Annotated in this window: 19 protein-coding genes; 9 read left to right on the top strand and 10 right to left on the bottom strand. The window is 36.6% G+C overall.

Annotated elements, in window-relative coordinates; all coding sequences use genetic code 11:
• Nucleotides 1–7: 7 nt before the first annotated feature.
• The 3 genes from FXX65_RS07480 to FXX65_RS07470 form a co-directional block, all read right to left on the bottom strand.
• A complete protein-coding gene (locus FXX65_RS07480; RefSeq protein WP_147615750.1) occupies nt 8–1,987 on the bottom strand; it encodes a TonB-dependent receptor plug domain-containing protein in 1,980 nt (659 codons plus the stop codon).
• Between the two features lie 17 nt (nt 1,988–2,004).
• Nucleotides 2,005–2,904, bottom strand: a complete 900-nt coding sequence (locus FXX65_RS07475) for a sirohydrochlorin cobaltochelatase (protein ID WP_147615749.1) — start codon at nt 2,902–2,904, stop codon at nt 2,005–2,007.
• 236 nt (nt 2,905–3,140) lie between these two features.
• Nucleotides 3,141–4,214, bottom strand: coding sequence for an MraY family glycosyltransferase (locus FXX65_RS07470; protein WP_147615748.1), 1,074 nt, complete (start codon nt 4,212–4,214; stop codon nt 3,141–3,143).
• 232 nt (nt 4,215–4,446) lie between these two features.
• On the opposite strand from FXX65_RS07470, the gene hcp reads away from it, so the two are divergent.
• Nucleotides 4,447–6,027, top strand: coding sequence for a hydroxylamine reductase (hcp, locus tag FXX65_RS07465; RefSeq protein WP_147615747.1), 1,581 nt, complete (start codon nt 4,447–4,449; stop codon nt 6,025–6,027).
• 98 nt (nt 6,028–6,125) lie between these two features.
• On the opposite strand, the gene FXX65_RS07460 is transcribed toward hcp, so the two are convergent.
• Both FXX65_RS07460 and FXX65_RS07455 read right to left on the bottom strand, forming a co-directional pair.
• Nucleotides 6,126–6,545 (bottom strand): hypothetical protein, encoded by a 420-nt coding sequence (locus tag FXX65_RS07460; RefSeq protein WP_147615746.1) that lies wholly within the window; start codon nt 6,543–6,545, stop codon nt 6,126–6,128.
• A 21-nt stretch (nt 6,546–6,566) separates the two neighbouring features.
• On the bottom strand, nt 6,567–7,214 hold the full coding sequence (locus tag FXX65_RS07455) for a hypothetical protein (protein WP_147615745.1): 648 nt from the start codon (nt 7,212–7,214) through the stop codon (nt 6,567–6,569).
• A gap of 159 nt (nt 7,215–7,373) precedes the next feature.
• Here FXX65_RS07455 and FXX65_RS07450 point away from each other — a divergent pair, with 159 nt between their 5' ends.
• On the top strand, nt 7,374–8,357 hold the full coding sequence (locus tag FXX65_RS07450; RefSeq protein ID WP_147613878.1) for a magnesium transporter CorA family protein: 984 nt from the start codon (nt 7,374–7,376) through the stop codon (nt 8,355–8,357).
• Nucleotides 8,358–8,436: 79 nt separating this feature from the next.
• Nucleotides 8,437–9,432, top strand: a complete 996-nt coding sequence (locus FXX65_RS07445) for a formylglycine-generating enzyme family protein (RefSeq protein ID WP_147615744.1) — start codon at nt 8,437–8,439, stop codon at nt 9,430–9,432.
• Nucleotides 9,433–9,435: 3 nt separating this feature from the next.
• Here FXX65_RS07445 and FXX65_RS07440 read toward each other — a convergent pair whose 3' ends face one another.
• Entirely contained in the window at nt 9,436–10,128 is a 693-nt protein-coding gene (locus FXX65_RS07440) for a metallophosphoesterase (RefSeq protein WP_147613876.1), read from the bottom strand.
• 278 nt (nt 10,129–10,406) lie between these two features.
• Here FXX65_RS07440 and FXX65_RS07435 point away from each other — a divergent pair, with 278 nt between their 5' ends.
• The 4 genes from FXX65_RS07435 (at nt 10,407) to FXX65_RS07420 (ending at nt 12,906) form a co-directional block, all read left to right on the top strand.
• Nucleotides 10,407–11,006 (top strand): TetR/AcrR family transcriptional regulator, encoded by a 600-nt coding sequence (locus tag FXX65_RS07435; protein WP_147615743.1) that lies wholly within the window; start codon nt 10,407–10,409, stop codon nt 11,004–11,006.
• Nucleotides 11,006–11,764 carry an EFR1 family ferrodoxin gene (locus FXX65_RS07430; RefSeq protein WP_147615742.1) on the top strand — a complete coding sequence of 253 codons (759 nt, stop codon included), beginning with the start codon at nt 11,006–11,008 and terminating at the stop codon, nt 11,762–11,764. Before FXX65_RS07435 ends, FXX65_RS07430 begins: the two co-directional genes overlap by 1 nt.
• 55 nt (nt 11,765–11,819) lie before the next feature.
• On the top strand, nt 11,820–12,233 hold the full coding sequence (locus FXX65_RS07425; RefSeq protein WP_147613873.1) for a DUF2141 domain-containing protein: 414 nt from the start codon (nt 11,820–11,822) through the stop codon (nt 12,231–12,233).
• Nucleotides 12,234–12,399: 166 nt separating this feature from the next.
• Nucleotides 12,400–12,906: a DNA-deoxyinosine glycosylase gene (locus FXX65_RS07420; protein ID WP_147615741.1), complete on the top strand. Its 507-nt coding sequence runs from the start codon at nt 12,400–12,402 to the stop codon at nt 12,904–12,906.
• Nucleotides 12,907–12,944: 38 nt separating this feature from the next.
• Here the strand turns inward: FXX65_RS07420 and FXX65_RS07415 are convergent, their stop codons facing one another.
• The 3 genes from FXX65_RS07415 to hisC form a co-directional block, all read right to left on the bottom strand.
• Nucleotides 12,945–13,703 (bottom strand): SagB/ThcOx family dehydrogenase, encoded by a 759-nt coding sequence (locus tag FXX65_RS07415; protein WP_147615740.1) that lies wholly within the window; start codon nt 13,701–13,703, stop codon nt 12,945–12,947.
• 80 nt (nt 13,704–13,783) lie between these two features.
• Nucleotides 13,784–14,035, bottom strand: coding sequence for a hypothetical protein (locus tag FXX65_RS07410; protein ID WP_147615739.1), 252 nt, complete (start codon nt 14,033–14,035; stop codon nt 13,784–13,786).
• A gap of 71 nt (nt 14,036–14,106) precedes the next feature.
• Nucleotides 14,107–15,261 carry a histidinol-phosphate transaminase gene (hisC, locus tag FXX65_RS07405; RefSeq protein ID WP_147615738.1) on the bottom strand — a complete coding sequence of 385 codons (1,155 nt, stop codon included), beginning with the start codon at nt 15,259–15,261 and terminating at the stop codon, nt 14,107–14,109.
• Nucleotides 15,262–15,711: 450 nt separating this feature from the next.
• Between hisC and FXX65_RS07400 the strand changes: the two genes are divergently transcribed.
• Both FXX65_RS07400 and FXX65_RS07395 read left to right on the top strand, forming a co-directional pair.
• Nucleotides 15,712–17,667, top strand: coding sequence for a hypothetical protein (locus tag FXX65_RS07400; RefSeq protein ID WP_147615737.1), 1,956 nt, complete (start codon nt 15,712–15,714; stop codon nt 17,665–17,667).
• Between the two features lie 154 nt (nt 17,668–17,821).
• A complete protein-coding gene (locus tag FXX65_RS07395) occupies nt 17,822–18,259 on the top strand; it encodes a single-stranded DNA-binding protein (protein WP_147615736.1) in 438 nt (145 codons plus the stop codon).
• Between the two features lie 56 nt (nt 18,260–18,315).
• Here FXX65_RS07395 and FXX65_RS07390 read toward each other — a convergent pair whose 3' ends face one another.
• Entirely contained in the window at nt 18,316–20,676 is a 2,361-nt protein-coding gene (locus FXX65_RS07390) for a peptidase U32 family protein (RefSeq protein WP_147615735.1), read from the bottom strand.
• Nucleotides 20,677–20,681: the final 5 nt, after the last annotated feature.

Genomic DNA, 20,681 nt, shown 5'->3' with positions numbered 1-20,681 from the left:
AAAATTGCTAAAAAATCAACTTTGCCCCAAATCTTAATACAAAACCATCATGAAGTTTGTAGTATTCTTTTTGATTTTTACCATCGCTTCCTTTTAAAAAGTGAGCGTTGTTCAAAAAGTTTTCTGCACGAACATAAAGTTCAATTTTTTTATCATTAAAAAATTTCGCAACCGATGCATTTAAAATCAGCAAGTCTGGAGATAATTCATCAGATTTATTCGAGGTAAACTCTGGGGCATTCCACTCGCCTTCAAGTCCAAACCTCGTTTCTACAAACGGAATTAAATAATACGCATTTGAATAAATTCGATGCGGAGTTCTAAGTGCCAGATTTTTATAAGAATCCGAATCCCAAATTTTTGCTTTTGTATACGCATAACCAGCGTTAAAATCAAACCTGTCAAATTTTCCAGCAAAAGCGAAAGTTCCACCATAGGTTATCGCCTTGTCAAGATTTTCATAAGTGTAGTTTGCTCCAACCTTGTGAGTGTCAATCATATCTTTGTGAATATTGAAAAATCCCCCTGCGCTAAGCTTTAAATTAGAGCCGATTTTTTGATCAAGCGTCATATTAAAACCGTGCGAAGTTTCAGGCTTTAAATCTTTGTTTCCAAAAATATAAAAATGCGAACTTCCATGAGAATGATATTTTACATAGTATTTTTGACTTAGAGTCGGGATTTTGTATCCCATTCCGTACGAAAATCTAAGCGTAGTTGAATCGAATGGCGAAAATTTTATGCTTGCCTTTGGCGTAAACTGAAAGAGTGAACTCGAATCTTTAATTGCTGGCTGAATGTCAATGCGTCCGCCAACAACAAAAACTAATTTTTCATCTCCAGCAGAAAAATCAAATGAATCCTGCGCAAAAACGCTAAGTAACGCCTGCATTTTAGTTCCTTTAAAAGAAATGCTCTCTTCTGTTTCAAATTTTCCAGATGCCCCTAAAATTGCAGTATTAAATGAATTTGTAAGCCATGAAAGCTGAATTTCACTTTCAAATTCATTTGCTAAAGTATTTGCATTTGAAGCAGGAGTTGAACTAAAGATTTTTTCTTCATCCAAACTGGCATTATAGCGCTTTGCACTAAAAAATCCTTTCATCGAAAGGCTATCAAAAAAATCTTTTTCGCCACTCAAAGTGCCCTGCATTCTTCGTTCTGAATAATCGTTATTTGAAGCAAATGCATTTCCTCTTGAAATGCCTGTAATTGTAGTTTTTCTTTCGTAGTCGCTAAAAAAACCGTCAAAGGCAATTTTCCATGTAGAGTCTGTCCAACCAAGCCTAAAATCTGCAAATCCAAGATGGGAGCGTGGTGTTTTTGTTTCGTCCACATAGCCAAAACTTCCGACCTTAGTTTTTTCAGTTTTTCCTTTTGCAAAATCAAAAGAGCCATTTACACAAGCGTAGAAATTTCCTGCTGCAACATTAAACCCAAGACCTGTTTTGCTTTGGAGTGAACTTGCAAAATCCTGAGATAAATGACCGCCCAGTTTGAGTTTTTTTTCAGAAGTTTTTTGCTTTTTTGTGATTATGTTTATGACACCGCCCATCGCATCGCTTCCAAAAAGAGCAGACGACGAGCCTTGCACAACTTCTATGTGGTCAACGCTTTCAAGTGGAAGCCTTTCAAGATAAACTGAGCCACCTTTTTCGCCAGAAAGTGCAACTCCGTCGATTAAGACTTTTACATACTGACCTTCAAAACCCTGCATCATAACCGAAGCCGAACCGTTTTTTAAAGCCGCTCTTGTTACGCTAACTCCAGGAATTGAGCATAAAGCTTCGCTAACAGTTTTTGCCCCTTGTTTTTCAAGGTCTTCGCCCGAAACTACGCTTACTTTTTCAGAAGCGGACTCTATTTTTTGTTCAATTTTTGAACCACTTACAACAATCACATCTTCCTGGCTGTAGAGTTGCGAAAAACCGCTGAATGCACAAAAGGAAAGTATTAGAAAAATAATACTGCAGATTTTTTTATTCATCGCTTTAATCCTTTTAATTACATTTGCAATGTAATTTCGCTAGCAGAAGAAAAGATTGCATCTTTTGCATGTTCTATAAACATCTGTTGAATTTCATAATACTGTCCCATGCCTTCGAAGATACAAGTAACGCCATACCCTGCTTTTGAAAATATAGACTTCCAGGAATCGTCGCCGTCGCCTGCCATATCGCCAATGATATGCTCGCCTGCGGTAATCATCATTGGGATTAAAACAACGTTTGTATATTTTTCGTTTTTCTTTAGAATGCTGATTATCCTTTGAGTGCTTTGTTCATCGTGAACGGTTCCAACAAAATAAGCGCTTTTTCCAGAATCCTGAAGAAAATCTTCCATCTGCTTGTACATCTTATTTGATTTAGAAGAATTGCCGTGCCCCATAATGCAGATTGCAGTTTTTCCGTCGTCAAATTCTTTCGTTCTCTGAACAAAAATATCCGCAACTTTTTTCATATCGTCTTCATCATTTATAAGAGGCGATGAAAAAGTCATTTTTTTAAATTTTTTCTCGTAAGATTTTGCAATTTTAAAAAAATCTCTAAGCTCTTTTCCGTTAAGAACAAAAGTTGGCTGAATCACAACTTCTTTTATTCCATCATAAATCGCCTGTTCCAACGCTTCTTGTATGTTAAGAGTTTTTATCCCTTCACTCCTTTCCAAAGACTCGCTTATCATATCAGAAGTAAAAACTCGTTGAATCGTATAATCTGGGAATCGCTCGGCAAAGGCGCTTTCAATTCCACCAATGGTGATTGTTCTGCTTGGATTGTAGGAAGTGCCATAACTTGCAACGATTATTTCTTTTTTTAACCTTGCAGATTTGCTCCCGGCAAAAACACAAATCGATGCAAAAGCGATAATCATAAATCCTGCAAAAATTTTTTTTACATAAGTCATTTTTTTTCTCCAAAAGATACAAAAATTTTCCGAAAATCTGTGATTTTGTTGGCCAAACGGAAAACGATATTTATGCAACCATGTTGCAATTTGAGATTTGAATAATACAGAAGAGAAAAAAAACTGTCAATATTTTTGCAACTAAGTTGCAAATTATTTTTTACTAAAAAAATATCTGAGAGAAAATACGAAAAAAATTGCAGAAGTTAAATGATAAAAATTTTTAGCTGCGAAGTTTACTGATTATCAGTTAAACTTTGTTTTTTAAATTTTAAAACGCTTCTGTTTTTAAAATGAATAAATGCAAAAAGCGAAGCCAAAATAAGATACAAAACAGCCAAAACGATAGTTGCAAAATTTCTATTCAACCGAACAGCAAAAAGCACCGTTACGCATATCACAATCTGCACAAGGTCAACAACCAGCAAAACTTGATTTTTAGAAAGTCCAATATTTAAAAGTTTATGATGAAGATGCGCTTTGTCTGGACTCATTATCGGTCTTTTATCTCGTATTCTTCGCCAAATAGAAGCGATAGTATCCGTCATTGGAATTGCAGATAAAACAATGCAGACCAAAACCTTATTGAATTCAAAACTCGTGTTTTTAACCTGAGTTACATAGAGCGGAAGGATTGCAATCATAAATCCAAGAAACTGACTTCCGTTATCGCCCATAAAAATTTTTGCCGGAGGGAAATTGAATACCAAAAATCCCAAAATGCCAGCACACAAGAATATGCATAGTATCGCTTCTGTCGTGTTTATCTGGGAATAAATGAGTGCAACAGTTATAAGAACAGACAAAGCTAAAGTTGAACAGAGACCATCCAATCCGTCAATCAAGTTGTAGGAGTTTATTATTCCGACAACCCAAAGATACGTGAAAATACTGGAAAAAATCCTGCCAAAAATAGAAGTATTTAGCGAAACTCCAAAAATTGACTGAAATCTGTATCCAAAAAATACGACAATTCCTGTTGCAACTAATTGTGCAAGAAGTTTTGTGTATGCTTTTAAATCAAAAAGGTCATCTAAAATGCCAACTGCAAAGATTATAGAACAGCTTATTAAAAGCGGAATTTTTGTGAATAGAATTGCCGAATCTGTTATCAAAAAATAAACGACACAGCCAGATATAAAGGAAACAAAGATTGCAATTCCCCCAAGCCGAGGAATATTTCCAGAATGGATTTTTCTTGCACTTACAGAATCGTAAAGCGAATATTTATTGCAAAATTTTATGACTTTTTTTATGAGAAAAATGGATAGCAGAAAAATTCCCAGTCCTAAAAATGCAATGAGCCACATAACTCTTCCTTTAGTTTTTTAAAACACGCTTAAAATTATAACGACAAAATTCTATTTTTTCAAAAAAAATAAAGTTATGAGTGCACTATAAATTCTAAATCAACTTGTTACAATAACGTTACAGGCTGTACAGTTAGATTTGACATTTATTTTAGAAGATGTTGCCTATGCAACACCTTAATTTTCTGTTCATGAGTAGACTACGCATAAATTCTAATAAAAGAGGTACTTTATGGAACAGGAAATGTTTTGCTATCAATGTCAGGAAACGGCAGGATGCAAAGGATGTACAAAAATCGGAGTTTGTGGAAAAACTTCTGATACGGCGTTTGCTCAGGATAAACTCATCCTTGCAACAAAAAAACTTGCAGTTTCAGTTATTCAACGGGGATTGAATCCTGAAGATGTAAAAATTGCATCCATCCTTGCAATAGACAATCTTTTTAAGACAATCACAAATGCAAACTTTGATAATGATGTTCTTGAAGAGGCGATTGCAGAGACAGAAGCTTTAACAGTCAAGTTTACAGGAGAGGAAAATTTTCTTTCAGAAATCAAACCTGGTGTGCTTGCCACAGAAGATGAAAATATACGAAGTTTACGAGAACTGATTACTTACGGACTAAAAGGTCTTGCAGCATATCTGAAGCATGCATACGTTCTTGGTTACAAAGATGAAAAAATCAATTCTTTTATGCTTATTGCGCTTGCTAAACTTTTAGACAAAAACCTTAACATTGATGATTATGTTGCACTTACATTGGAAACAGGAAACTTCGGTGTACAGGGAATGGCACTCTTAGACAAAGCAAATACTCAAACTTATGGAAACCCTGAAATTACAACAGTTAATATTGGTGTTAGAAAAAATCCTGCAATCCTTATTTCTGGGCACGACTTAAAAGATCTTGAAATGTTGTTGGAACAGACACAAGGCACTGGAGTTGATGTTTATACACATGGAGAAATGTTACCTGCTCACTACTACCCTGCTTTCAAAAAATACGAAAATTTTGTAGGTAATTATGGAAATGCATGGTGGCTTCAAAAGAAAGAATTTGCTTCTTTTAATGGCCCTATTTTGCTTACGACAAATTGTCTTATTCCGCCTACAAACGAATACAAGTATCGCGTTTTTACAACAAATGATGTTGGATTTCCAGGCTGTGTACACATTCAGGCAGATGAAAATGAAAAAAAGGATTTTTCCAAGATTATTGAACTTGCAAAGCAGTGTCAGTCACCAACAGAAATCGAAACAGGTTCTATAATTGGAGGATTTGCACACAACCAAGTGTTTATGCTTGCAGATAAAATTATCGATGCAATAAAAAATGGAGCAATTAAGCGCTTCATCGTAATGGGAGGTTGCGACGGTCGTGCGGCAGCTCGTAATTATTACACGAATTTTGCAGAAGCTCTTCCCAAAGATACTGTAATTCTTACCGCTGGATGTGCAAAATACAAATATAACAAACTAAACCTTGGCGATATTGGAGGAATCCCTCGAGTATTGGATGCAGGGCAATGTAACGACAGCTACTCCCTTGCTCTTATTGCTCTCAAACTAAAAGAAGTTTTTAATCTCAAGGATATAAATGAACTCCCGATTGTTTACAATATTGCTTGGTATGAGCAAAAAGCAGTCATCGTTTTGCTTGCACTTTTGTCTCTTGGTGTTAAAAATATTCATCTGGGGCCTACTCTTCCAGCGTTTCTTTCTCCAACAATAGCAAATTTTCTTGTAGAAAAATTTGGCATTGGAGGCATTACAACAGTTGAGGATGATTTGAAATTATTTGGTCTAAAATAATAAATTTTATAGACTTCAAACAGACTTTTAAAAGGCGATTGTACCTATCAAAGTAAGATAAGTACAATCGTTATAAATGTTTACTTGTTACAATAACTTTACAGGCTATACATTCCAAAAAAATCTTTCCATCTTGTTCCGCCTGAAAAGAAAACCTGCCTTAAAAATATACTTTTTACAAAAAAATCGGTTTTATCTTCAAAAGAAGCAGGTATTTCAAATTGCACTGCAAAAATTTCTGATGAATTTGGAAGCAAAGAACAATCAACTTTTATCAAAAAATGATTTTCATCTTCAAAGTCACTTCCTTCATCGCAAAAGGCAAGTTCAAAATCAAGTTCAAATCCTGCAATATCTTTTTTTGAAGTGTTCTCAAGTTCAATTTCAATAAAATTCTGACTAATTTTTTCTATTCTACTCTTTAGCGAAAAATTTTTTATTTCGTATGGAGATTTCGCTTCAATCTGCATCAAAAAATAAAAAGCAATGACTGAAAAAAATAAAATTTTCTTTAACATAAAACTCCTCATTTCTTAAAATTATTTTGTTGAATAGATAAAATTTTCTAGATGATTTTGCCGCTTGGGAAATAAGATTTTTTTCTTAGAAAAACTGCCTTCACAAGATTTTTCTTTAATGTCGAACAAGGTTGAATATGAACAAATTTCTTCTAAAACACTCTCTCCAAATAAAGCACCAGATGAAAAATTTATTGCAACAAAAATTGCCGTATCTGTAACTTTGATGCAAACTTCATTTTCGTGCCAAAAATTTTCATTTAAAATTTTTAAACAGTTTTTTATTGCAGGGCAAAAATTTTCGCTTGGAATAAAAACTCTAAATTCAATCAAGTCGCTTCCAAAAACTGAATGCACAATGCGACTTCCACATTCAAAAAAAGCTCTTGTTAAACTCGAATAAACTTCGCTCGTCTCGCCTGAAAAAAAATTATTTTCGACTTTTTTGTCTGCAACCTCAAATCCCAGATAAAAAAAAGCAAAACTCGTAGAACACGAAATTGAGCAAGCTTTGTCAAAAGCAATTTCTTCTGGCAAGCAATCTTCAATTCCAAAAATGCAGGATTTATCTTTCCATAAAAAATACGAAACTTTGCCATTTTTTTGATAAACTCTCTGGAAAATCAAATCTGCAATTTCAATACACGCTGGTCGTATCAACTGCTCCATCCTACCTCCTTGTAAAAATGATTTAATAGCACTTGCAACTTTTATCATCAAAAAAACTCAATATAAAATATTGCTTTTATAATCGCTTTATGACAAAAAATAAAAAAAATACAAAGTTGCTCCAAAAATGCTTTTCATGCTAAACTTTGTTTAAAAGCGATGATAACCTATTGGCAGCAAGAAGACGGGCTGTTTGTAAAAAAAAATAAAGACGAAATAGATCCAAAAGAACGGCTTTGGGTTGATGCCCGCAATGTAACATCTAAAGAAATCTCAATTCTGGAAAAAGACTATGCGCTTGAGCATGACCATGTGCTGGATTCTTTAGACCCAGATGAACTTTCCAGAATTGAACAGGGCGAAGGCTATGTGCTTACAATAATGAGGCTTCCCGTATACTTTCCAAATTCAGAAGTGCGATATAACACGGTTCCTCTTGGTGCGATGATTTTTCCAAATACGATAATCACTTTGTGCTGGACAGATTGCGAAGTTTTGCACGATATGAGTGCAAACAGAATAAAAGATTTGAATATAAACGATTTTCCGGCATTTATAACGCAGATTTTAAGCCGTGCCGACACGATGTTTTTGCGCTATCTAAAGGATATAAACCGAAGAACAAATTCCATTCAGCAGGAATTGCAGGAAACGATTGAAAATCACGAATTGATTCAGCTTTTCAACTTAGAAAAATCGCTTATGTATTTTACGAGTTCGCTAAAGAGCAATCAGTTACTTTTGGAAAAAATACGCAAAACCAGAATAATAAAATTTGATGCAGAAGACCAGGATTGGCTTGACGACGTTGAAGTTGATAACAGACAGGCTATGGAAATGGCAAGCACCTATTCTCTTACGATTACAGGAACTATGGATGCCTTTGCATCTGTAATTTCAAACAATATGAACATGGTGATGAAGCAATTAACAGTATTTTCCATTGCGTTAATGCTCATCTCGTTTATAACGAGTTTTTGGGGAATGAATATAAGGCTGCCGTGGGGAAATAACCAGAGCTGGACTGGTTTTATAATAATAAGCATAAGCTGTGCAGTTCTTTCTATCGGTTCATTTTTGTTGATGACTTTTATGACCGACATTCAAAAAAAACTCAAACAGCTAAAAAATAAAAAGCGATAAAATTTTTCGAACAAAATTTTACAGCAATCTTTTACGATAATTTTTTTTAGATGAATTTTTAATAAAACTGGAGAACTCTATGAAAGAATTAAATCCCATAAAAATAGCAAAGTCCTTTTTTAAACCTTTATCTGTTGTTCTTTTTGCATGCGTTCAACTTCCTTTTTTTGCGCAGACTTCTCCAGATTTAGTTTTGCTCGGTCCAAAAGAAGATCAAAAATACGATGTATATATAATAGGAGATGGAAGCCAGTCCTTTACAGAAAAACGCTGGATAACACCATTCGCAATAAATCGCACAGAAACACCATATACGCTTTGGTATTCAGTTTTAACGCAAGCACAAAACTTAGGTTACAAATTTGTAAATCCCGGGCAGGAAGGCTCGATGGGAAAGCGAGGCGAAAAACCACTGCACTATTCAAGCGAGCAGCCCGTAACAATGATAAGCTGGTACGACACGGTAGTCTGGTGCAATGCTTTTTCTGAAATTTCATCTTTAAAACCGTGCTATACGTATAACGGCGAAGTTTTGAAAGATTCATCAGAAACTGCAAAACTAGACCTTGCAAATTGCGATTGGAACGCAGACGGCTATAGACTGCCTTCTGAAGAAGAATGGGAATACGCTGCAAGAAAAACAAAATCAGGCTTTCAAGACGGCTCTTTGATGAGCGGACAAGTTGATGAAAACGGAAATTCAGATTCTTCGATTCCAGAAGATGAAGTGAGCTGGACTGCAAACAATACAAATTTTACTCATGCAGTGGGAACAGCAGGCACTCCTTTTGAACCAAAAGCTCCACCAAAAAGTTGCAGCGGAAATCCAAACGGCGCAGGACTTTTTGATATGAGCGGCAATGTATTGGAGTTTGTTTGGGACTGGATGGCTAATTACAAACCAGTAGAACCAGGCACAAGAGCAACAGGACCACAAATAGCAAAGCAACGAGTAAGCCGCGGCGGAAGTTTTTCGGTTTACACGCCATTTTGCTATGCAGGCGACCGCTACAGTTTTGACCCCAACGAAGTCTACGATTACTTTGGATTTAGATTTGCACAGACAAGGCAATAAAAACTACAGAGTGCAAAGTTCAATTTTTTCTACAGACCACTTTCCGTCTGTAAATCCTAGTTCTGCACGAGCGTATTTGCCTTCTAAAAGTGCACCAGGATTTACTATTGTAGATTCGCCAACCTTGTCGATTCCAGCACTCTCGTGAATATGTCCTGTTAAAACCAAAAGTGGTTGAGTTTTTTCGATAAAAGCACGCAGTTTTTCGCTTCCAACATGTATATTGCCAGGAATTAAATCGCAAGCAGTATCTTTAGGAGGATTGTGCATTATCAAAATCAAATTGTTGCAATGACCGTCTTTGTCGCCTATTTGAGAAATAGAATCTTCTACGATATTGAAATCTGAAACGAGTTCTTCGTCTGTGCGCTCAAATGGTGTGTCGCCAGAAAATTTTGAACCACCACCGCTACCGGCAATCACAAGCCCTTCATGAAAAACCATGCTCGCTTCGACGCTTATATCTGCTTTTTCGACCTGAGCCAAAAAATCTAACTCGTCGCAATTTCCAATAACAGCAAAAACGCATTCATGACTTTTTGTAAGCGCCTCAAGAACAGGTTTTGCAGTTTCTGGATGAGAAAACTTAGCGAAGTCACCACCAAAAAGAACTATATCAGCATTTGCAAATTCTGTTGCAAGTTTTTCGAGATTTTCTGTATTGCCGTGAATGTCGCTCAATAAAAGTAATTTCATAGTTTCTCCAACTCAAAGACTTAACTTTTTTTATGATACAGCAATTTTGCAAAAACTGCCACAGAACAAAAATGCGTAAGCGATGTGAAGAGCCTGCGAAGCAGCCGACCGCAGCAAAGCGAGGACGGTGAGCGCTTAGCGAAGCTCGTAACGTAGCGACCCTTTGCGTTAGCAAAGGGATACGCCCATATTCAAAAACAAAATTTAAACTTGACAATGTCTAGTTGTAAGTGTAACTTTACAGTGTAAAGATTAAAACATTTGGGAGCAAGTTTTATATGGACAATTATCATCACGAAGATTTGAGAAGTGAATTATTAGAAGCTGGAATTTCGCTGGTTGCACGCGACGGAATTCAGTCTTGTTCGCTACGAAAAGTTGCAGCGGAATGCAAGGTTTCGCATGGGGCGCCTTACAGCCATTTTAAAAATAAGGAAGAGCTTTTAAAAGCGATGCAGAGCTATATTACGGAATTGTTTTCGGCCACGCTTGAAAAAACGCTCAAAGAAAATTGCGATTCTAAAAACCTTTTAGGAAAACTTGGCGAAACTTATTTTAATTTTTTTGTTGACAATCCTAATTATTATAGTTTTCTTTTTGGGCACGCAAATATTTCTCTCGATTTAAGGGCAGAATCGGCTTCTGAAAAAAATTATAGACCGTACGAAATATTTAGAAATCTCGTTTTGAAAATATTAAATAAGAATCAATGCCCTAAAAAAAAGCAGAACGATATTGTCATTTCGCTTTGGGCTTATATCCACGGTTTAACGTCGTTGGCAACTATGAAAAACATAACTTACGACGAAGATTGGAAAGAAAAAATCTGCAATTTTATCGCGCTCTATGAATGCAAGGAGTTAAATGGAGAAAAATAATGAAAATAATTTATTTTAGCGGCAATGGAAATACAAAGCACTGCGCTCAAGAATTTTCAAAACGGACAGGAAATGGCGAGGCTTTTTCGATTGAAGATGATAATGCTATAAAAGCGATGGCAAAAGTCGAAGAGTTTGGATTTGCATATCCTGTGCATTTTAGCAATATTCCGTTTATAGTAAGCGATTTTATAAAAAGGAATTCTAAGATTTTTAGAGGAAAAAAGATTTTTCTTATTGCGACTATGGGACTTTTTAGCGGAGATGGAACTGGATGCGCCGCTCGCCTTCTTAAAAAATATGGGGCTGAAATTTTGGGCGGAGTACATTTGAGAATGCCAGATGCTATTGGCGATGTTGGAATGCTAAAAAAAACACCTCAAGAAAATAAAGATATAATAGAAAAGACAGATAAAAAAATTAAAAGATTCTCTGCTTTATTAAATTCAAAAAAATATCCGCACGAAGGACTTCATTTTTATAATCACATTGCAGGTCTTTTTGGCCAGCGTTTGTGGTTTTTACATGAGGCAAAAAAACATCGCAAAGGCTTAAAAGTTGATATTACAAAATGCACAGGCTGCACTTTGTGCGCCAAACAGTGCCCAACCCAGTCGATTTCTATTGTAAATGGCAAAGCGATTTTGACTGGAAATAACTGTACAATCTGTTATCGCTGCGTAAATTCTTGTCCGCAAAAAGCTCTGACGATTATCGGTAAACAAGTGATTGAGCAGTGCTTTTTTAAAAATTATTGAAAAAATACAAAACCTTCTGCACTACCACAAATGTGGAGTTTTATGGGAGAATTTTATGAAAAAGAAAATTACAATATTATTTTTGTCGTTTTTTATTTTGTCTTTCGGGTTTACGCACAATATAAAATTAAAAATAAGTTCTGTTGTAGTTGGAAAAGGCAAGATTGTTGTGAGCATTCACAACAGTGAAGAAAGTTTTAAAACAAAAAATCCTTTTATGAAGCTGGAGTTAATTCCGAGTGCAACCGAAATTGAAACTGATGTTGAATTGACAGACGGAGAATACGCTTTTTGTGTGTTCCAGGATTTGAACAGCGACGGTGTTTTAAATTCTGGTTTTATGGGAATTCCAAAAGAACCGTTTGGCTTTAGCAATTACAATGGAAAATCGGTTCCAGGAAATTTTAAAAAGCATAAAGTTTTAATCGATAAGGATGAAACGATTCCCATTGAACTTTTTACGATGTAAGCTAAAACCGCGTAAGCGATGTGAAGAGCCTGCGAAGCAGCCGACCGCAGCAAAGCGAGGACGGTGAGCGCTTAGCGAAGCTCGTAACGTAGCGACCCTTTGCGTTAGCAAAGGGATACGCCCATATTCAAAAACAGATGTGCTTTATAGGAGACTTTTTTACGATATGGAATATCAGCATGTAATTCATCCTTTTTTGCCTGTTTATGATGAAGCATCGCAAGTTTTGATTTTGGGAAGTTTGCCTTCGGTAAAGTCGAGGGAGAAAAAATTTTATTATGGCAATTCGCAAAATCGTTTTTGGAAGGTGATTTCTGCAATTTTTGGAGAGGAAGTTCCAGTTACAATCGAAGCGAAAAAATATTTGATTTTGAAAAACCGACTGGCGCTTTGGGACACGATTTACAGTTGCGATATAGTGGGCTCCAGCGATTCACTCATAAAAAATGCGGAACCTACAAATCTTTTGCCGCTCGTACAAAATTCAAGAATTTCGCATATTTTTTGCAACGGTAAAACCGCTTGGACTTATTTTAACAAATATCAAAAAATGCTTTTAAATATAGAAGCAAAACTTTTGCCTTCGACAAGCCCTGCAAATGCTGCCTGGTCGCTTGAAAAATTGATTGATGCGTGGAAAGAAGTTTACAATGCTGCAAAATCTGGTATGTAGGCGTGCTGCGACAAAACGAATTGGAGCAAAAGATACCCTTATTTTTTGCCTACCGCAGCAAGATAAATTACAAACTCATCTTTTCCGTCTAAATCCAGCAATCTGTCGATTTTATCCTGATCGTAAATTCCTATTGCACAAGCACCTGCATCTATGGATTGTGACGCAAGATACAAGTTTTGACATACATGTCCTGCATCTATAAGCACTTTTTTATGAGCCAGTACATTGAATTTATATTCGCCGCGATAAGGAACAGTCGACCAGATAAAAAGCACTCCCGACTTTTCTGCAAATCCTGGTAGAAACGGCTGTTTGGAGTCGAGCATAAAACTTTCTATAGTTTCGTGCATGCTTTCTATGCTTTTTATAAACAAAATGCTGTGTTCGCTCGGGCTATAGTGATAAATGCCTGCTTCAAGATTTTCCACATTCATCGCGATTATATAAGTTTCTATCGTGTAGCACGCTCCACCAGACGGAACAGTCCTCTTTGAATCTTTTTCATCATCAAAGTTCGACCTTCCGTACGAAGCCCACAAAAGGTAAGAAAGTTCTTCCAGCGAAAGTTTTTTGTCGCTATATCTTCTAAAACTTCGGCGATTTTGAATAACATCAAAAATGTTTGCAGATTTTAAAACATCTTTGCACGGTTTTGGAAGTTTTATTGCTGTTGTTCCAGTCGTAAAAACTTTTTCCGCAGGCGGTTTTGCAAGTGCCTTTGAGGCATCGGTCTTAATTCCATCCAGCTCAGAAAAATATGTTTTTAAAAAGTATCTGTTTTCGTTAATCGTCATAGCAAAATTATACAGGATTATTCAGATTTTGCAAGACGAGTGAAAAAAAATGCGTAAAAAAATATGGGTGGCTTTTTGCTTCACTTGAGTTCCGCAAAAATCGGGCTTTGCGTGGTTCCGCTATCGCTACATTGGCTTGCGCCAACGGCTGTGCCGCCACTCCAATCCCTGCCACATCGTTGCACACGGATGTGCGACCTACAATAAATGTCGACAGTTTTTGTAAGGAAACTGTCCGTTTCAAGAAAACACGGAAGTTTTCTTGAAACTCCAATCCCTGCCACAGGAAGTTCGCACGCAAGTTCAGGGGCTACAAGTAGACCCTGCCACATCGTCGCACACGGATGTGCGACCTACAATAAATGTTGACAGTTTTCGTAAGGAAACTGTCCGTTAAAAAAAACTAAAGATTTTTCATCACCGTTTTTAATTTATCCATCTGAACTTTTGTGCCAATCGTTATCCTCAAATAATCTTCTATTCCAGGTGTGTTAAAATGGCGGACGAGAATTCCTTCATCTTTGATTTTTTTGTAAGTTTCTTCCCCACTCCTGCCGTCTTTTTTGCAAAATACAAAATTCGTTTGGCTGTCCAAAACTTGCCAGCCGATATTTCTTAAAAAATCAATAAACTCATCACGTTCAAAAGCGACGCTTCGCGCGCATTCGGCGTAATATCCTGCATCATTACAAGCAGCAATTCCTGCTTGCTGTGCAATAAAATCAATCGGAAAATGATTTACAGAATTTTTTACGGTCGTTAACTGCTCTATAAGAGTCGGATTTGCAACCGCATATCCAAGTCTCATTCCAGCAGCACAAAGCGATTTTGAAAAAGTACGAACTATCAAAAGATTTTCAAACTCTGCCAAAAGAGGAATGCAACTTTCGCCTCCAAAATCGACATAGGCTTCGTCTACAACAAAAACCCTGTTTTTTGGAGTAGATTTTATCATCTCTTTAATCTCTTCCCTCGTCATCCCCAAAGAAGTTGGTGCGTTTGGATTTGCAAATATTATGCTAGAATCCCTTTTGTTCGCATCTAAAATCATCTTTTCTTTGTCCAAAGTCCAGTCATCTTTTAGCGGAACCTTGTCTATCTCAATTCCATAAAAACCAGCATAAACTGGATAAAATGAATAAGTGTGCTCAGGCAAAACAAGTTCACGGTCGCCGTCAAAAAAAGCATAAAAAATAAAACTCAAAACTTCGTCAGAGCCGTTTCCTGCATAAATCATTTGAGGCGTTACAATAAAAGGAATTTTATCCGAATCAGAAGCAAAAACTTTTGAAGCGCTGCCGTTTTTTTTGCCACCTTTTAAATTTGCCCTTGCAAGAACGCCACCAGTCTTATTGAGCATATCCGCAATCGCTTTTTTTAATTCCAGCGAGTCGGGGTCGGGATACAAAGCCATTTTTTGTGCCTGTTTTTTTGCAAGCCGGGCAACAGCCTTTGTAACTAGCGGACTTGGCGGATACGGATTTTCGTTCGCGTTCAACTTTATGTAAGGTCTTTCTTTTGGCTGTTCACCAGGAACATAAGGGTGAAGATTTTTCATTCTCTGCGAAATCAATTTTTACTCCAAACCAGAAAAACTGTTTATTGATTTTATAAACAATGACTTTTTGTTGCAATCCGTTCAATTTTTCCAAAAAAATTTAAATTCATCTGGGTGGCTTTTTGCTCCACCTGCGTTCCGCAAAATCAGGCTTTGTGGGGTCCCGCTATCGCTGCATCATCCTTGTCGCTACGCTCCTACGGTAGATTGCTGTACACAGGGATGTGTACCTGCAACAAAATATCGACGGTTTTGCAAAAAACTGTTCGTTTCATGGATACGTGGAAGCTTTCTTGAAACTCTAATCCCTTGCCACAGGAAACTCGCACGCAGGCATCGAGACTACAAGTAGCCCCTGCCACATCATCACACAGGGCGTGCGACCTACAATTCTACCTACAGTATCAAAATTGGATTGAGCAATAAAAAGATTATTGATAAAATATTGATATGGCGATTACAACTTCAATCATAGTCCTGCTAAAATTTTTTGCAGGCAAACAAAACAGCGCAACTATCGACTTTAACGAATTCGTCGACTATTTAAAGCGTTATTCTGAACATCACCTTGAAGAACAGCCATCGCTCATAACATATCTTTCAGATACAGCTAGCATTGTCAACAAAGAATTGGCGGATTTAGTCGAATCGCGCGATATTCTCTTGCAGGAATCTGGAACCGATAAAAAAACAATAATCGTAATTCCCATCTTAGTAGAAAAATTCGCCAAAAGATACAAAGAAATTCTTGCAACGCCGCAGACGCCGTTTCCTCAAGAAAGCTATCTGCCAAAAAAAATTCCAAGCGAAATTCTAACTCGCCATCAAGCTTCAGATTTAATTGAGCAACTTTTAAAAACCGAAACTCTTACAGATAAATTTTTGTACGGTCTTGTACTTCCTCACGATTCTCCTACAATTCTTCTGCCTTCAATCGTTTCTGTCCAAACACTAATTGAATGTGCAGTATTAAAAATACGAACGATGCTCACAAAAGATGAACATCACGATTATTTTATGAAAAAGCTTACCGTTGCAAATCCAGGCAAAGAGATGACTGCAAAAAATATTTTTAATCGCTTTGTTCAAACCGCAGATGTCGCTGTGCAAATGTTTAAAAATCCTGAAGATTCATTTTATTTTTTGACCCAACTGCTTTTTTTTATAAAACAAGACTACGAAAAAGTAAAAGACTTTACACAAGAAGACCTTGGCGTTCTGCAATCGGTTTACATATTGGAAATCGTTGCCAATTTTTACAAAATGCGCGCTCAAGAAAACAGCAAAAAAGAAGCGGCATTTAAAAGCCTTGAACAGCAACTTGCAAAACCGCCGTATTATTTTACCTTTGATGCAATAACAAAATTTACGAGCAACAGCGGTGTGCCACTTTTAGGACAATACAGCGAAGACGAGCTAAAAAATTATCTTCACAAAAAATCAACAGAAAGTTCTGCAAACGATTTACCAGAACTTCTCGTATTTAAAACAGATTCTTCAAGTCAACCTTATTTTATTTTAAAAAGCAAAGTTATGCCTCTGATTTTAAGGCTTTGTTCAGATGCAAGGGTTACGATTCGAGAAACTATAAAAAAGAACTGGTTTTCTATTCTTAAAAATTTTGATGACTTACCAGAGATGAAAGAACAAAAGAGTTTTGAACGTCGTCTTGAAAAAGAAGTTTCAATTCAGTCGCCGATTTTATATGCCTTGTTGATTTCATCTTTTCTTCCTCTCATAAATTATGAAGTAAATACAGCACCAGACGGTTCAACTCTTTCTGGAGGAAGAATAAATCTTTTTGAAAGTGGCCATTTAATTCCTTATTCAGAAATTCTTTTTATGGAACGCGCCGAATTGTTAAGCGATGCAAAGATAAAGCTTCCATTTTGGTATACGATTCCTGTTGTTTCTTGGGTTATAAAAATGATTATGCGCCCTCCTAAGTCAAAAAAAGAAAAATCCCATAAAACCCAAGCGCAGATATATCACGAAAAAGAGACTCAAAATAGCAAAGCCGATGAAGAAGAGGCGGCAATCACAGGAAATCCATTAGTTTCTAAAAAAGTTGCACTTAGAGAAGCGGCCAGGAATTTAGAAAACGAAATAGTGCCTTCTTCTTCAACTTTGGACAGAGAGCTCACTTCTTATGAACATCAATGGAATAAATTGATTGGAAAAGTTACTCACAACAATTTAACAGAAGATGTAAATTCACTTATTCGAGATTATCTTAGAAAAGTCCTTCGCTATATGAAATCTGAAAATTTCAGCAAAGAAAGGATTGAAAACCTTGCAGAATCTCTAGTAAAAACGCCGGCTCTTCAAAAAATTGGCGAAAATGATGCACTTTTTATGTATATTCAACTTTATATTATAAAACTCGTAAAAAATATTCCTATGTAAACGAAAAAATAAAAACTTTCAAAGAAAGGCAAAACTTCTTTTTACAAAAATGTGTAGAAATGTTTTCTCAGAGCAATATATAAGATGCCCTCGTTAGAGGGCATAATTTATTTGGATTGGCCAATCCGCTCTTTTTATAAAGGAGACTTTTCTTATGAACGCATTGAATCAAATCATCATTGAAGGGAACGTCGTGCGCACACCTACTGTAAAAGAAACTCAAAAGGGTACAAAAGTTAGTGTGCTTCCAATCGCTGTTAATCACTTTTACAGAGATAACAATGGGAAAGATGTTGACGAAGTAGGTTTTTACGATGTTGAAACTTGGGGAGAAAAATTTACTGAACACGTTTCAAAATATGCTCTTCAAGGTCGAGGTGTGAGAGTCGTTGGACGTTTAAAACAAAGTCGTTGGAAAGACGAAAATGGTAAAAATCACTCCAAAGTTTTTATTGTAGCCGAACATGTTGAATTCAAACCGATGAAAAAGGAATCTCAGCAATTTAATTCTAAAACCTGCGAAGAAATAGCAGAAGAAGAAAATCTTGCTGTTGCAGCCCAAGGTCTTGCGGACGAAGAAACTGTCTTCTAGTAAAAAGGGGGAGGTTGCTTTGAAAAACCAGCCTCCCATCCGCATTTTGAAAAAACTTATTGTTTCTTACCGTTGAAATTAGAAAACGAATCTTTGTTATATGCTCTTCCTTTTGCTTTTGAGTGGGAGTTTCTATTTGAGTTTCCAAAATCATTTGAAAATTTTTTTTCAAGCCGATTTTTACCTCTTGAACCACCTTTTCCAGCTTTTAAAGACTCGTATTCGGCTTTTCGCTCCATATTCCGTTCTGCTGCGGCCTTGTACGCTTCCATTTTTTCAGGATTATAAAAACCGTCTTTCCAGTTAAAGCGACTTGTCTCTGGAATAACCTGCCCTTTTATAAGGCTTGTTAGAACAGTCTTTACTTCCGCACGCGTAACTTTTGTCCTACTAAAATCAATCAAAATTCTTTTTATTCCATCTTTTTGAAGTTGAGAATATTTTTCTGTGATGCTAAATGGTTTTTCAGGCATTACAACAGAGCCGTCTTTATTTGAAAGTACTTTAAAAGTAATTTCTTCTTTATCCCAAAAATACATAAAATTGTAACTTTCTGGCAATCTAAATCGCATCCTAAAAAGTGCAGGATATGCATAGACTGTAACAAGCAGACGCTCTCTAACATCCTTATCAAAAGTTTCGATAATGTTTTGACGATTATTTTCCAAAGGTGTTATAAAAGCACCAAAATTTTGATTTTCAAGCCAGCTTACGGCCCAGCGATTAAAAGTATAAAGATACGAACCTGCAATCATATTAACATTTTTATCTTTGAGCATGTAAACTTCTGCAAGATTATTAACTACAAAAGTTTTAAAACCGTCTTCAACAAGAAATTCAAGAATTTTTGCAAGTTTATCACTAGTTGCCTCTGGAACATAAGGTGGAAGAGAAATTATCACCTGTTTTTTAGAAAAAGGAAGCACTGTCTTGTGCAAGACCAAGTCTTCTTCTGTTTCAAAATTCAATTCAAGAATCACTCGAACAGGATTCATCGACTGTATCTGGAACAAATCTGCAATGGTACTAACCTGCACATACATTCCTTCGGGAAAATACGAAAGTTCATTTCTGGCAACAGGCGTAAGATCCATTACAGGAAGAATTTCATCTCCTGGCTGCTGGCGATATTTTCCAATATCCTGCGGAAGAACGCGAGGATAGCGTTTTGACATAGATTTTGTCTGCAAAAGATAAACTTCATCATCTCTTGTAAACGATTTTGGAATATCAATCCATCTAACTCCGTCATCGTCAACCTCTACAGTGCGAACTTTGTAACTTTCTCGCCCAGAATCATCTTTTCTGTGCAAACGAATTGAATCCCCCGGGTCTGGCTCATAACTTCCACCAGAAAGTGTTGCCATCGCTATTGAAATATCTTTTTCATCCACTCCTGAACTCAAAGCAAGTTTAGAATTTTCCAGGGCTTTTTGAGTTGCAGGCTTTGTTTTAAAAATCCTTCCAAGATAAATTCCCGTTCCACCTGCTTGATTAGGATTTAAAATTGCCTCCCCTGCATTATTCACGCCATCGTCATTTGTTTTAAAATTATACCAATAAGTTGTCTTGGAACGCGCAAAATCAGTACTCAACATTCTCTTTGCAGCAGCGATTGAACCTTTTTTGTCTTCTTTATAGTGATCCATAAGGTAACGATAAGCTGCCGTAACTGCACCTACGTATTCTGCACTTTTCATGCGCCCTTCAATTTTAAAAGACTCAACTCCCATATCCAGCAAATCGGGGATCTGCTCAATTAATTGCAAATCGCTCGGACTAAAATAATATCCCTGCTTTTGCCCAGAATCGCAATCTGCTGTATAAAATCTTCGGCACGCCTGAGTACACATTCCTCTATTTGCAGACTTCCCCCCCAAAAAACTGGAAAACAAACACAAGCCGCTTTCACTCACGCAAAGAGCTCCATGCACAAACATCTCTATTTCGCAGTCTGTCGATTGCTTTATGCTTCTTATTTCTTCAAGCCCAAGTTCTCTGGCGACAACAACTCTTTTTAAGCCAGCATTTTGCAAAAGCTTTACTCCAGCAGCACTTTCTACGTTAATTTGTGTAGAACCATGAAGTTCAAGGTTCGGGAAAAACTCCCTGCACATCCTTAAAACTCCATAGTCCTGCACTATAAGACCATCTGGACCAATCTTATTGAGATAACTTAAAAACCTGTAAAGCCGTTCTGTTTCGCTTTCTTCGCTAACGGTATTAACAGTTACATAAATTTTTTTATTCTGACGGTGCAAAGATTCAACTGCTGCTTCAAATTGATTCCATGCAAAGTTAGACGAACGCAGTCTGGCATTAAAACTCTTGAGCCCAAGATATACGGCATCAGCCCCTTCGCCGATAGCGGCATCAAGCGCTTCAATATTACCTGCCGGTGCTAATAATTCTGACATGGCTA

The sequence above is a fragment of the Treponema pectinovorum genome, assembly GCF_900497595.1.
GTDB classification, from domain to species: domain Bacteria; phylum Spirochaetota; class Spirochaetia; order Treponematales; family Treponemataceae; genus Treponema_D; species Treponema_D pectinovorum.
The sequence above is the reverse complement of the archived record's forward strand: the minus strand, read 5'-3'. Positions and strand labels throughout refer to the sequence as shown.